Annotated in this window: 10 protein-coding genes; 3 read left to right on the forward strand and 7 right to left on the reverse strand. The window is 60.4% G+C overall.

Annotation, left to right across the window (positions count from 1 at the left end):
- Nucleotides 1–3: 3 nt before the first annotated feature.
- Complete coding sequence (locus VE26_RS09555) at nt 4–2,265, forward strand: FdhF/YdeP family oxidoreductase (protein ID WP_046104719.1); 2,262 nt, start codon at nt 4–6, stop codon at nt 2,263–2,265.
- A complete protein-coding gene (gene fdhD / locus VE26_RS09560) occupies nt 2,262–3,077 on the forward strand; it encodes a formate dehydrogenase accessory sulfurtransferase FdhD (protein WP_084620190.1) in 816 nt (271 codons plus the stop codon). Before VE26_RS09555 ends, fdhD begins: the two co-directional genes overlap by 4 nt.
- On the opposite strand, the gene VE26_RS09565 is transcribed toward fdhD, so the two are convergent.
- The 7 genes from VE26_RS09565 to VE26_RS09595 all read right to left on the reverse strand — a co-directional run bounded on the left by VE26_RS09565 (nt 3,074) and on the right by VE26_RS09595 (nt 12,075).
- Complete coding sequence (locus VE26_RS09565; RefSeq protein ID WP_046104720.1) at nt 3,074–3,889, reverse strand: ABC transporter permease; 816 nt, start codon at nt 3,887–3,889, stop codon at nt 3,074–3,076. The genes fdhD and VE26_RS09565 overlap by 4 nt on opposite strands.
- Nucleotides 3,886–4,677, reverse strand: coding sequence for an ABC transporter ATP-binding protein (locus VE26_RS09570; RefSeq protein ID WP_244465651.1), 792 nt, complete (start codon nt 4,675–4,677; stop codon nt 3,886–3,888). Before VE26_RS09570 ends, VE26_RS09565 begins: the two co-directional genes overlap by 4 nt.
- Before the next feature lie 147 nt (nt 4,678–4,824).
- Nucleotides 4,825–5,856, reverse strand: coding sequence for an ABC transporter substrate-binding protein (locus tag VE26_RS09575; protein WP_046104721.1), 1,032 nt, complete (start codon nt 5,854–5,856; stop codon nt 4,825–4,827).
- Between the two features lie 131 nt (nt 5,857–5,987).
- Nucleotides 5,988–6,452, reverse strand: a complete 465-nt coding sequence (locus VE26_RS09580; protein ID WP_152658782.1) for an Lrp/AsnC family transcriptional regulator — start codon at nt 6,450–6,452, stop codon at nt 5,988–5,990.
- Nucleotides 6,453–6,532: 80 nt separating this feature from the next.
- Entirely contained in the window at nt 6,533–7,318 is a 786-nt protein-coding gene (locus VE26_RS17140; protein WP_152658783.1) for a hypothetical protein, read from the reverse strand.
- 475 nt (nt 7,319–7,793) lie between these two features.
- Entirely contained in the window at nt 7,794–8,720 is a 927-nt protein-coding gene (locus VE26_RS09590; RefSeq protein ID WP_046104722.1) for a response regulator transcription factor, read from the reverse strand.
- Nucleotides 8,707–12,075 (reverse strand): ATP-binding protein, encoded by a 3,369-nt coding sequence (locus VE26_RS09595; protein ID WP_046104723.1) that lies wholly within the window; start codon nt 12,073–12,075, stop codon nt 8,707–8,709. Before VE26_RS09595 ends, VE26_RS09590 begins: the two co-directional genes overlap by 14 nt.
- A 232-nt stretch (nt 12,076–12,307) precedes the next feature.
- On the opposite strand from VE26_RS09595, the gene urtA reads away from it, so the two are divergent.
- Nucleotides 12,308–13,606 carry an urea ABC transporter substrate-binding protein gene (gene urtA, locus VE26_RS09600; protein WP_046104724.1) on the forward strand — a complete coding sequence of 433 codons (1,299 nt, stop codon included), beginning with the start codon at nt 12,308–12,310 and terminating at the stop codon, nt 13,604–13,606.
- Nucleotides 13,607–13,738: the final 132 nt, after the last annotated feature.

The raw sequence follows: 13,738 nt of genomic DNA on the forward strand, positions 1-13,738 counted from the left end.
AAGATGACCAAAACGCCCCATTACCAGCCCTACAACAAGCCTGCCGGCGGCTGGGGCGCAGCCGCAGCCACTGCCAAGGTGCTGATGGAGCAAAGCGTCATCACCAAAGGCTCCAGGGCGCTTCTCGAGATGAACCAGCCCGGCGGATTCAAGTGCCCGTCCTGTGCGTTTCCGGATGCGGATGAGCGCAAGAAGCTGGAGTTCTGCGAGAACGGTGCCAAGGCGCTGGCACATGAGGCCACCCGGCACCGGCTTACCCGCGAGTTCTTTGCCGAACATAGTGTCAGCCAGCTCATGGACCAGTCCGATTATTGGCTGGAAATGCAGGGTCGCCTGACCGAGCCCATGCGCTACGATGCGGCCACCGATCATTATGTCCCCTGCTCCTGGGACGAGGCCTTCGCGCTTATCGGCCAGCATTTACGCGCGCTCGACAGCCCGCATGAGGCTGAGTTCTATACGTCCGGGCGCACACCGAACGAAGCGGCCTTCCTGTATTCCATCTTCGTTCGCGAATTCGGTACCAACAATTTTCCCGATTGCTCGAACATGTGCCATGAGCCGACCAGCCGTGGGCTTCCGCCCGTTCTGGGCATCGGCAAGGGATCGGTCGTCCTCAAGGACTTCGAAGAGGCCGAGGCCATCTTCATCATCGGCCAGAACACCGGCACCAATTCGCCCCGCATGATGACCAATTTGGTCGAGGCCCGCAAACGCGGCATTCCCATCGTCGCTGTCAATCCGATGCCTGAAAGGGCCTTGATCAAGTTCACCGAGCCGCAGGACGTGGTGCAGATGGCCACGCTTGGGTCGACGCCCATCGCGAGCGAATTCGTGCACATCAAGATCGGTGGTGATCTCGCGCTGCTCAAGGGCCTGATGAAGGTGATGTTCGAGCGCGACGCCGCCGGCGAGGACGTGCTCGACCAAGCCTTTATCGCAGAGCACACGGAAGGTCTCGACGCCTTGCGTGCCGACGTCGTGCAGCAGGACTGGGCGGAACTCGTCGCTGTTTCGGGGATCAGCGAAGAGCAGATCCGCCGCGTGGCGGACATCTACATCCGGTCCAAAGCCACCATCATCTGCTACGGTATGGGCCTGACCCAGCATCAACAGGGCTCCCGCCTGCTTCAACAGCTGGCTGCGCTGCTTTTGCTCAAGGGCAATATCGGCAAGCCCGGCGCAGGAATTGCGCCTATCCGCGGCCATTCCAACGTGCAGGGCGACCGCACGGTGGGGATCGACGAAAAGCCCAGCCCTGAATACCTTGATCGCGTCCGCGATGTCTTCGGCTTTGAGCCGCCGCGGGCCCATGGCCACCACACGGTTGAATCGGTAGAGGCCATGAAGGCCGGAACGGCCAAGGTCTTCATCGGGCTGGGCGGTAATTTTGTCCGCGCCGTTCCGGACACCAACGAAGCTTACGCGGCCATGCGCAAGCTGCGGCTGACGGTCGGCATTGCCACCAAGCTCAACAGGGGCCACCTCGTGCACGGACAGGACGCGCTGATCCTGCCGGTGGTAGCGCGCTCCGAACACGTGCGAACCAAGCTCGGCGAGCAGGTCGTCACCATCGAAGACGCCATGAGCAATGTAACGCCATCGCGCGGCGTTCTTGAGCCGGCGTCAGAGCATCTGCTTCCCGAAGTGGAAATCGTCTGTCGCATGGCCATGGCGACCCTTCCCGACAGCAAGGTGGATTGGGCCCGCTTCATCGACGATTATACGGCCATTCGCGACAAGATTGCCGAGGTTTATCCGTCCATTTTTGCCGATTTCGGCGAAAAGATCAAAAATCCCAAGGGCTTTCATCTCGACGTGCCCTCGCGGCGTCGTGTTTGGAAAACCCCGAATGGCAAGGCGAACTTCCTTGTTTTTGAAGGGTTGCAGGTCGACGCACCGGTCGATGATCCGGACATGCTGAGGCTTGCCACCGTGCGCAGCCATGACCAGTTCAATACCACGATCTACAGCAATTCCGATCGCTATCGCGGAGTCTATAATGACCGCTTGGTGCTGTTCATGAACGAGGATGACCGCAAGGAACGGGGCCTGGAGGCGGGGCAGAAGATCGCTATCGAGACCATTTATCATGATGGCATCCACCGGCGCGTCGACGGACTGACGGTGCTGGACTATCCCATGCCGCGCGGCGCGGTAGCCGGGTATTACCCCGAGTTGAACCCCCTGCTTCCGCTCGACCACTATGACCGGATCAGCGGCACGCCGGCTGCAAAGTCGATCCCGATCCGCGTGGTCACGTGAGCGCCCATAGTTACGAGCCAACCCAGACCATTGCCGTCCAGCGCCTCGGCCTGGCGACAGAAGGCGACGCCCCGGCCGTGCGCGACGTGCCGGTCGAAGCGCCGATTGCCATTGATATTGGGGGCATCGGCTATGCGGTGATGATGGCCACCCCGCTCGACCTGGAAGATTACCTGACCGGCTTCATGCTGTCCGAGGGGCTGATTCGAGGCTCCAGGGAAATCGGGAGCCTTGTGATCAGCGCGGTCGAAGGTGGCTGGGTGACCCGGGTGGCACTGCCCCCTGACGCCATGCAAAAGGTGATGGTCCGGGCCCGCAGGCGTGTCGGCGAAAGCTCCTGCGGCTTATGCGGCATCGACAATATCGCCGAGGTCCTGCGGCCCCTGCCCCAGCTCAAGGCGCGCATCACGACCACGCGCGCAGCCATTGGGGCGGCCCTGGACGAGCTCCCGCATCATCAGCCGCTCAGTCGCCAAACGGGCGCCGTCCACGCTGCCGCCTTCTGCACGCCCGATGGACAGATCCAGCTCGTGCGCGAAGATGTGGGGCGTCACAATGCGCTCGACAAGCTGATCGGCGCCCTCGCCCGCGCCGGCATGGACCCGGCGAGCGGATTTTTCCTGCTCAGCGCGCGCTGCTCCTATGAGCTGGTCGAAAAGACCGTCCGCGCCGGCTGCCCCATGCTTGTGACCATCTCGGCGCCGACCAGCCTTGCAGTGGAGCGCGCTCGCTCCGCTGGCCTGACCCTGGTCGCGCTTGCCCGCCCCGACGCCGCGCTCGTGGTCAGCGGCGCCGAGACAATTATCGCCTAATTGGCCATGGTCGAACGATGCGCCCAGCCCGTCATCCGCTTTTCGACCCATGCCATCAGCGCATACATGGCGATGCCTTCGACCGCCAGCATGAGCAAACCGGCAAAGACCAGCGGCACGTTGAAGTTCGATTGCGCCGAAGCCATCATCTGCCCCAGTCCGTTGTTGGAGGCGACCGTCTCGCTGACGACCGACCCCACAAAGGCCAGGGTGATCGCCACTTTCAGGGACCCGAAGAAATAGGGCATCGAGCGCGGAATACCCACTTTGAGCATGATGTCCATTTTCTTGGCTCCCAGAGCCCGCAGCACGTCTTCGGTTTCTGGCTCGATCGTGGCCAGGCCGGTGGCCACATTGACCACGATGGGAAAGAAGGAGATCAGGAAGGCAGTAAGCACCGCGGGAACCGTACCGATGCCGAACCAGATGACGAGGATCGGTACCAGGGCCACTTTCGGAATGGCGTTGAAGCCAACCATGATCGGATAAAGACCCGCATAGATGGTTTTGGACCAGCCGATGAAGAGACCTATGCCCAGGCCTGCGACAACTGCGATCAGAAACCCGAGCACCGTCGTATAGAGGGTCTGCATCGAGTTCTTCCAGATCGGCGACCAATATTGGACGATGGCCTCGAAGACCCGCGATGGCGCCGGCAGGATGGTATGCGGCAAGCCGGAGAGACGCACTCCAATCTCCCACAGTGCGAAAAGTCCGATCGTATAGAGCACCGGCGCGAGCCGGACCCAGTTGATCTTGAACCCTGGGCGCGGCGGCGCAGCCACCGGTGTTGCTGTCTCCAGAACAGTCATGCCGCCACCCGCGCCGTTGCGATTTCTCCGTGCAGCCGTTGCACCATGTCGTTGAACTCTGGCTCATAGAGCAATTCGAGCTGGCGCGGACGCGCAAATGGCACGGAATGTTCGGAGATGACCCTGCCGGGCCGCGCACTCATCACCACGACCTTATCGGCCAGAAACACGCTTTCCCGCAGATCGTGGGTCACGAGAACAATGGTGACATCCTGGCTGGCATGGAGGTCCCGAATCACACACCAGAGCTCCTCGCGCGTGAACGCGTCGAGCGCGCCGAAGGGTTCGTCCAGCATCAGCAGCTCGGGTTCATGGATCAGCGCACGGCAAAGATTGGCGCGCTGCTGCATTCCGCCTGACAATTGCCAGGGAAATTTGCTGCCAAACCCCTTGAGGCCAACCGTTTCGAGCAGTTTCTCCGCCTTGGCCACATACTCAGCCTTGTGCTTGCGCAAGCGATGGCGGTGTCTTTCGACGATTTCGAGGGGGAGCAGGATATTTTCGAGCGTCGTGCGCCAGGGCAACATGGTGGGGTTCTGGAAGGCCATGCCGACGATGGAGACAGGCTTGGTTACCTGCTGGTTAGCGACGATCACCGCGCCGGATTGGGGAATTTGCAGGCCGGTGGTGAGCTTCATTAGCGTGGACTTGCCGCACCCCGATGGCCCGACAACGGCGACAAACTCACCGCGATTGATCTTGAGGTCCAGCCCGCTTACCGCCAGCGTGCCGTCCGGTCCGCCATAGCGCATGTCGACATTTTCGATGGAAACCAGTGGAGCAGTCATCAGGAACTCCAGATAATTCGGCGGAGAACCCGCCCCGATCCGCTCCCGTTCCCTCGGTATGAACGGATCGGGGCACAAAGCCCGGGCGCCCTTTATCGCCCGAGCCGGGTTATCGAACGCATCCCCGGAAGGGACGCGGATCTGCGATCACGGCAGCATACGCTCTGCGGCCGGCGGCAGATATTGAGCGTCGAACACATCGTCTGCCGTCACATTGCCCTTGAGGCCCATGGACAGCTTCAGCGTCTCGATCGAGGCCGCGAGCCGTTCGGGGTCGACATCGCCGAAGCCGTTCTCGACGACATAGGGCGTGCGGATGTTCATATCGTTCGCCATGGTGAGGCGTGCGGTCTCGGTGTCGATATTGAGCGTCTCGTTGCGCGCCAGGACAGCGGCCGCGCCGGCAGCCGGATCGGCAACGGCGTCTGCAAAGCCCTTGGCCAATGCACGCAGCACGCCCTGGACCGCATCTGGGTTTTCTTCGGCAAAGGTCTCGTTGACCATCACGGCATTGCCGTAGAGGTTCAGCCCATGATCGGCGAAGAGGATGGTGGAGATATCCTCGTCTGGAACACCATTGGCCTTGAGGTTGAGGATAACCGAAAAGGCGAAGCCGAAGACGCCGTCAACGTCACCGGAAGCCAGCATCGGTTCGCGCACCGGAAAACCGATGGATTCGAGCGTGATATCGGAGGTGTCGATCCCTGCTGCTTCAACGAAGGCCGGCCATTGGGCAAATGCACCATCCGGAGGCGGCGCGCCCAGTTTCTTGCCTTCCAGCGATTTCGGGTCGTCCGTAATGCCTTGAGATTTGCGGCCGATGACCGAGAAGACGGGCTTGTCATAGACCATCATCACCGCCTCGATGGGCTGGGATGGATCTTCGTCGAGGAACTTGATCAGCGAATTGATGTCGCCGAAGCCCATCTGGTAGGCGCCCGTCGCCACGCGCGGAATAACCTCCACCGAGCCATTGCCGATATCAAAGGTGACGTTCAGCCCTTCCTCGGCAAAGTAACCGTTATCCTGCGCCAGTAGGAAGCCGGCTGCCGGACCTTCGAACCTCCAGTCCAGGGTAAACTTGATGTCCGTAGCCTGCGCAAAGGCCGGCAGCGACATGCCCGAAAGCAGCAAAGCCGCGCCAAACGCGGTCCAGGTGAGGTGGCGGCGAGAAAGCATAGATGACGTCCCCAATAAATCTGGAGCAAATCAAACCCAGCTTCTTTTCAGGTGCAAGCAAATTTTGTCTATAATGTCATCAAAAAACACAGATGCCCAATCAATGAGCATCCTGCTGCCCCGTGCGGCACCTAGAGGGGCAAACCCGTGCGCGCCTTGACGGTTCTGATGCTGAGGTTGGAATGAATGCGAGCCACGCCGGGCAGTTGTGCGCTCAGCCTCCGATGAAGCCGCTCGAAATCCTCGTGGTCGCGGCAAACCACGCGCAGGATGTAATCGGATTGGCCGGCCATCAGGTGACATTCGAGCACTTCAGGAATTTCGGCGACCGCCAGTTCGAATGCCTCCAGGACACCCTCGCTCTGACTGGTCAGCCCCACCTCGATGAAGAACTGCATCGTGTAGCCGAGGCGGCTGGCATCGAGCTTTGCGACGTAGCTAGAAATGAACCCTGCATCTTCCAGCGCCCTGATACGGCGATGGCAGGCAGATGCCGACAATCCGACCGCATCCCCCAGCACCTGCACGCTGCGTCGAGAGTCCAGCTGCAATTCTCGGAGCAACTTTCGATCGATCAGGTCAATTTGCAGGCTCATCGCTCATCGCCCCGGAAGGATTCGGATATTTCACCGAATTGACCGGGACGACGCTCAATGTGCAAGCGGTGGACGAATATTTAGTAGACGAAGACCGTTAGTTGGCCACCGCGACGCTCGACGGCGAAAACCCGGTCTGCGTCATAGGAGGAACGGCGCAGCGAGGCGGCCAGCAGATCGTCGCCGGCAATCGCCGAACGCAGGGCCGGCCCCAGATTAGTGCTGCTCAGCGCCGCAGCCAGCCAGGAGCGTTGCTCGGGGCAGATCGAGACCGGACGGATCTGCACATTGCTGGCACGCGACCACGATCCATCAAGCCGGGTAGAACCCAGCAGCCGCTCGAGCTCTCGGTTGGACAGGCCGACACAGGCTGCGCCACCCGAACCCGTATTGGCCACACCGACCCCACCATTGCCGTTTCCGGGACCATTCCCGCTGCCATTACCGGGACCATTCCCGTTTCCGGGGCCATTGCCATTTCCGTTCCCCGGACCATTGCCGTTGCCGTTGCCGGGATTGCCGATACCCACCCCAACATCGACAAGGCTGTCACCGCCGACACCAACACCCACCCGGGCGTTGTTGTTGAGCAGCCGCACATCGGCATCGACAAGGCCGGACGACCCACCCGAGCCCACCGTTGCCGAACCGAGATTGCCATTGCCGATATTTGCATCGAGGACTTGATTGTCGCCACCAAGACCCAGGTTGACGAGGCCCGACGTGCCCGCATCTCCGGACCCGATCGTAACCAGCGCCTTGTCATCCTGACCGCCGATAATCCCGAGAAGTGACTGCGCCGAAGCGGGAGTCAACGTGGCTGCCACGAGAGCGGCAGAAAGCACTGTTGTAGTAAAAAGCTTCATGATCCATCTCCTTTCGTGCGACACGGCGTCGCATAAAAATTACGAGGAAGAGTTGGATTCGTTCCGACCAGTAAGATCACAATATATGTGAGCCATGTGATTCAGCTCCAAATCATTGATTCTGAATATATGTCAGTTTTTAATCTATATTTACTTAAGCTGCCGAACTTATCTATGTTTCAGGGCAAAAAAATAGGGTGCGAAACCGAAGTTTCGCACCCCTTCGGGGAGCCGGAGAAGGAGCGTCAACCTCCCCCTGCGTCCGCCGTTCGGATGATGGAGGCTCTATTGGCTTTCCACCATGTCTGGCCCGGATCGTTCATCCGGTTCGCCAGCAAAACGGCAGAGCGCCGGACTTGTTCCCGACAAATCCCGGTTCGCAAATTTTGTGATCGCCACCAGCATTTAGACCGCTTGCGAGCGCTTGGCAGCAACAGCCAAGCCTTCACATGAGATAAGCGGCCCCGCCTTAAGGCTAGGCGTCGAACGCGGATTGGAGCGCCTGAATCGCCTTGATCGCTGCGGAGGCCCGGTTTTCTACACCCAGCTTGGAATAGACTTGTTCAAGATGCTTGTTCACAGTCCGTGGGCTGAGGCCAAGTATATCGCCGATATCGCGGTTCGATTTGCCGCGCGAGATCCAGAGAAGAACTTCGCTCTCGCGTTGCGTCAAGCCGAAGGCCTGACGCAGGCCAGGTACCTGACCTTCTTGTTGCAACGCACCCAGACGAAACAGATGTTCGTCCCCGGCAACGGTGCCGAGAAAGGAGAATTGAAGCCCCGGTCCATTGGCGGTCATCTCGAAGCTGGCGCCGACCGGCACCGGAGGTCCCGATTGTGCCAGCCACGTCACGAAGGCGTGGGACATGGCATTCTGCAGATTGGAATCCATGCCGGACCGCTCAAGCAGCCGGTTCGCCTGGGGCGTCGACCACAGGACTGTCCCGTCGGCCGCGAAGGCAACCAGGTGGCGCCCGGCCGCATCGAGCGCGATGCGCGCGCTCTGCGCCCGCCTTGCATTGGCAAGATGCACTCGAATGCGCGCCCGCAGTTCATCGAGATTGATCGGCTTGGACAGGTAGTCCACCCCACCGCTCTCGAGAGCATGGACGATATGCTCGGTTTCGGTCAGCCCGGTCATGAAGATGATCGGGACATGGGTGAGCTGTGGCATTGCATTCATGCGGCGGCTGGTCTCGAACCCATCCAGCCCGGGCATGATCGCATCCATGAGCACGATATCGGGCGTAACGCGCTGCACAATATTGATGGCAGCTTCGCCCGACCTGGCGACAAGCACCGTAACGCCCGCATCTTCAAGAGCCGAGGTGAGAAAGCCAAGCGATTCGGGAGAATCGTCGACGAGTAGGACGATATCCTGCTCTTGCTCAATTCTGCTCATGGCTTACGCGCTCCAGCGTCTCGGCATAGGCTTCGAAGTCGAATTGGTCCAGATGGCGGCGCAGAATATCCACGAATGGTCCGTTGTCAGGATCGGTCGCCAGCTGGGCCAGTTTCGCCTCGATACCCCGCACATGACCGATCTGACCCAGACTGGCGAGATCGCGCAGGTGCTCCGCCCCCGGAGACCGCATCGCGCCTGTTGCCTGTTCTGTTGCCTGCGTCTCTTCATAAATCCAGTCCAGCCTCAATTGCGCGCCGATCTTGTCGAGCAATTGGTTGAGATCGAAGGGCTTGGCGAGGCTATCGGAGTGACCCGCGTCAGCGCCCGTGGGGTTCGCTCCGTCACCGATATTGGCCGAGAGCATGATGATCGGGGCGTTAACGCCCATGCTGCGCAGGGATTGCACCAATTGCCAGCCATTCATCCCCGGCATCCGGATATCGATGAAATAGAGATCCATGTCGGCCATGCCTGGCATGGCGAGGCATTTTTCCCCGCTCGCAACGTCGAAGACGGCAAATCCGAGTGGAGCAAGCATTTCGCGCATCAAGCCACGGTGGTCGTCATTGTCATCGACCACCATGATGCTGCGCGACGCTCCGCTATATCCCTTTACCGGTTGCGCTGCCGCCACGCGCTGGGCAGGCCGTTCCACCTTCGAGAGCATCAGGCGCGTCTGGAAACGAGTACCCCTGCCCGGTGCGCTCGCCACAATTATTTCCCCGCCCAGCGTTTCAGTCAGCAGTTTGGTGATCGTCAGCCCCAGGCCCAGGCCCGGTGTGAAGCGGTTTTTCTCGGCCTGCCCGCGCACGAAGGGTTCGAAGATATGCGGCAGGTCCTCCTCTCCAATGCCGCTGCCGCTATCCTCGACGGTGAAAGTGGCAACCTGCATGCGATAAGCAACCTCGAAGCGTACCTCCCCCGCTGAGGTGAACTTGATGGCGTTGGACAGCAGGTTGACCAGGATCTGCCGGAGGCGCTTCTCGTCGGTTCGCACATAGGTGGGCAAAGCGGCTGCTCGGCTATGCCGGAAGCCAAGCCCCTTGGCTTCCGCCTGCATCCGGAACATATCCACCAGCTGGTCGAGAAAGTCCTGGATATTGACTTCGCCGGTATAGACCTGCAGTCGTCCCGCTTCGATCTTGGAAATGTCGAGCAGGCCGTCGATCAGTCCTGACAGATGCTCGGCACTGCGCCGGATGACCTGTACGGAACCACGACGGTGCTCCGGCACCGCAGCGTCGCGCTCCAGAATTTGCGCATAACCCATCACCGCATTGAGCGGCGTGCGCAATTCGTGGCTCAGCCCGACGACATAGCGCGACTTGGCCTGGTTGGCGGCCTCTGCCTTTTCCTTGGCCCGCTGCAATTCGGCATCGGTTCTCGAATGGGCATCGATTTCCTTGAGCAGCAGCGTGTTCTGTCGCGTGCTTTCTTCCTCCGCGACGAGCCGGCTGTCATGCGCAAGCACGAGGAACCAGGTCATCACCCCCGCCGCCACCGCAAAGACGAAGAACACAACGAGCAGCGTTCCTCCCACGACATCGGATGTATGCGGGGCAGACCGGCTGGCAAAATAATAGATGAGGCCCAGTATGCTGGCGAGGATAGCCGAGGCTATGCCCATGGACATGCCATAGCGGCCAAGCCGGGTCTGCAATTTGTCGATGGCCCATTGCGGCAGCACGCTGGCCGCCACCGCATGAGTCTGGGCCCGGAAATGCGCCTTGGGCTTGCACATGTCGTGGCAGCGCGCGTCGAGCGAACAGCAGAGCGAGCAGATCGGCGCCGCATAGGCAGGACACCACGCCATGTCTTCCGGCTCGAACGGATGCTCGCAGATCGAGCAGGTCAACGACGTTTTGCTTGCCCAGGCCTTGCGCGGCTTGCGCGCCAAATAATACCGTCCCTTGGTCGCCCACGCTATGGTCGGGGAGGCCACGAAGCAGACGATCAAGGCGATGTAAGGGGCCAAAGCGGCTGCCATCTCGCCGAATGCGCCAAAATGGGCAATCAGCGCAATGCTCGCCGACAGGAGCATCGACCCGACACCGACCGGATTGATGTCATAGAGATGGGCGCGCTTGAATTCGATGCCCGGCGGGGCGAGGCCGAGCGGCTTGTTGACGAAGAGATCGGCCGAGATCGAGCAGAGCCAGGCCATGGCGATGATGGAGAAAATGCCCAGCGTTTCCTCGAGCAGACGATAGATACCCAGTTCCATCAGCAGCAGTGCAATGGCCACGTTGAACAAAAGCCACACGACGCGGCCCGGATGGCTATGGGTCAGCCGCGAGAAGAAGTTCGACCACGCCAACGAGCCTGCATAGGCATTCATGACATTGATCTTGAGCTGGCTGATAACGACGAAGACCGCCATCAGCATCAGCGCCAGAAACTCGTTGGGGATCATGTAGCCGAAGGCCACGGCGAACATGTAGCCCGGCTCGGACGCATGCTCCGGTGACACTCCCGAGGAGAGGGCGAGAAACGCCAGAAACGACCCCGCAATCAGCTTGGGCGCACCCACCACGACCCAGCCGGCACCGGCCAGAAAGATCCCCAGTTTCTGCCGCCATTTCGGTGCGCCTTCCGCCGGCAGGAAGCGCAGGAAGTCCACCTGCTCGCCGATTTGCGTCATCAGCGCAAGGATCACCGCGGAAGCGGCTCCGAACTTGGCTACGTCGAAGGCCGCGATCGATCCCGCAGCGCCCTCGGGCCGTCCCAACCCGTTGAATGCGCGCCAGAGATCGAATTTCTCCCAGTCCATGAAGGCGATGAAGAAGAACGGCAGGATGTTGAGTACGATCCAGAACGGCTGCGTCAGCAATTGAAAGCGGCTGATCATGCGAATGCCGTGGGTCACGAGCGGGATGACCGCCACGGCGGAAATGATGTAGCCGATCCAGAGCGGCAGTCCGAACGCCAATTGCAGCGCGCTCGCCATGATCGATGCTTCGATGGCAAAGAGGATGAAAGTGAAGCTGGCATAGATCAGCGAGGTGATGGTCGAACCGATATAGCCAAAGCTCGCGCCGCGCGTCAGCAGGTCTACATCCACGCCATGACGTGTCGCATAGCGCGCGATGGGGACGCCCACGAGCAGGATGGCGATCGATGCCACCAGAATGGCAATCAGCGCATTCGTCGTGCCGTAGGAGAGCGTGATGGCCCCGCCTATGGCCTCAAGGGCAAGGAACGAAATGGCTCCGATCGCGGTCTGCGAGATTCTGTCATTGGAAAATCGCCGCGCCGACTTGGCGGTGAAACGCAGCGCATAATCTTCCAGCGTCTGGTTCGCCACCCAGCGGTTATATTCTCGCCTGATCGGGATGATCCGCTGCCGCGCCATTCGCCTAGGCCTTAACCAATCGAGCAACATGCTCAAAAAATCACCACAACCTCTTTACCATCTCTGATGGCGAAATCACGCGGTTTTTCAGGCTCTTCGCTGCACCTGATGAAACTGTGCGACATGTGGCTACGTCAATCGACGTATAGGGCTCTCGTTAACAATGGTCCCAGTGTGCCCTCAGACGCCTCCCTTGGTGTCTTCGGGGCTCAAATCTCAGAGGGACTTCACAATGTTCAAATTCAGCGCCAAGCGCGCTCTGCTCGCCGCCGCTTTCGCTGGCAGCGTCTGCCTGCCGATTACCTCGGTCATGGCGCAGGACGACACCATCAAGGTCGGCATCCTGCATTCGCTTTCCGGCACCATGGCCATTTCCGAGACCACTCTGAAGGACACGATGCTGTTCCTGATCGAGCAGCAGAATGCCAAGGGCGGCGTGCTCGGCAAGCAGCTCGAACCGGTCGTGGTCGATATTGCTTCCGACTGGCCGCTGGCCGCCGAGCTGGCTCGCCAGCTCATCGAAGTCGATGGTGTCGATGCGGTCTTTGGTTGCTGGACCTCGGTCTGCCGCAAATCGGTCCTGCCGGTCTTCGAAGAGCTCAATTCCCTGCTCTTCTACCCCGTTCAGTACGAGGGTGAGGAAAGCCAGCGCAACGTCTTTTACACCGGCGCGTCTCCGAACCAGCAGGCCATTCCCGCCGTCGACTATCTGATGAACGAAGAAGGCGTCGAGCGCTGGGTTCTGGCTGGCACGGACTATGTCTATCCGCAGACCACCAACAAGATTCTCGAGCAATACCTGCTCGACAGCGGCGTTGCGCCTGAAGACATCATGATCAACTACACGCCCTTCGGTCATTCCGACTGGCAGACGATCGTCTCCGACATCAAGGCCTTCGGCTCGGCCGGCAAGAAGACCGCCGTGGTCTCGACCATCAACGGCGACGCCAACGTGCCGTTCTACCGCGAATTGGGCAATCAGGGCGTTGCCGCCGAAGACATTCCGGTTGTCGCGTTCTCGGTGGGTGAAGAAGAGCTCTCGGGCTTCGACACGACGCCGCTGGTCGGTCACCTGGCCGCATGGAACTACTTCATGTCGGTCGAGACGCCGGAAAACGAAGCCTTTATCGCTGACTGGCAGGCCTTCATCGGCTCCGAAGACCGCGTGACCAACGATCCGATGGAAGCGCACATGATCGGCTTCAACCTTTGGGTGAAGGCCGTCGAGGCTGCCGGCAGCACCGATGCCGACGCCGTCATCGACTCCATCGTCGGCTTGGAAACCCCGAACCTGACCGGTGGTATCGCCACCATGCTGCCCAACCACCACATCACCAAGCCGGTCCTGATCGGTGAGATCCAGGACGATGGTCAGTTCTTCGTAGTCTGGGAAACCGAAGATCTCGTGCCCGGTGATGCCTGGTCCGATTTCCTGCCGGAAAGCGCCATGCTCGAGGCCGACTGGACCGCCCCGATCAACTGCGGCAACTACAACACCGAAACCCAGACCTGCGGCGCGACTGCGCAGTAAGGCACCGCCACGGACCTCCCCCTGCAAAGGGGGAGGAACCGGCCGATGCGCCAGGCAAGCTTTCACCCACGCACAAATCTACTCCTCCCCCTCCGTGAGGGGGAGGTTGGGTGGGGCCCCTCACCCACCAAT

This window comes from Devosia chinhatensis, from assembly GCF_000969445.1.
Taxonomy (GTDB): Bacteria; Pseudomonadota; Alphaproteobacteria; order Rhizobiales; family Devosiaceae; genus Devosia; species Devosia chinhatensis.

Bases quoted from the DNA above. Each gene is read 5' to 3' on its own strand.
- VE26_RS09555 (WP_046104719.1), top strand. From the start codon at position 4: ATGACCAAAACGCCCCATTACCAGCCCTACAACAAGCCTGCCGGCGGC.
- VE26_RS09565 (WP_046104720.1), bottom strand. From the start codon at position 3,889: ATGACTGTTCTGGAGACAGCAACACCGGTGGCTGCGCCGCCGCGCCCA.
- VE26_RS09570 (WP_244465651.1), bottom strand. From the start codon at position 4,677: ATGACTGCTCCACTGGTTTCCATCGAAAATGTCGACATGCGCTATGGC.
- VE26_RS09575 (WP_046104721.1), bottom strand. From the start codon at position 5,856: ATGCTTTCTCGCCGCCACCTCACCTGGACCGCGTTTGGCGCGGCTTTG.
- VE26_RS09580 (WP_152658782.1), bottom strand. From the start codon at position 6,452: ATGAGCCTGCAAATTGACCTGATCGATCGAAAGTTGCTCCGAGAATTG.
- VE26_RS17140 (WP_152658783.1), bottom strand. From the start codon at position 7,318: ATGAAGCTTTTTACTACAACAGTGCTTTCTGCCGCTCTCGTGGCAGCC.
- VE26_RS09590 (WP_046104722.1), bottom strand. From the start codon at position 8,720: ATGAGCAGAATTGAGCAAGAGCAGGATATCGTCCTACTCGTCGACGAT.
- VE26_RS09595 (WP_046104723.1), bottom strand. From the start codon at position 12,075: ATGGCGCGGCAGCGGATCATCCCGATCAGGCGAGAATATAACCGCTGG.
- urtA (WP_046104724.1), top strand. From the start codon at position 12,308: ATGTTCAAATTCAGCGCCAAGCGCGCTCTGCTCGCCGCCGCTTTCGCT.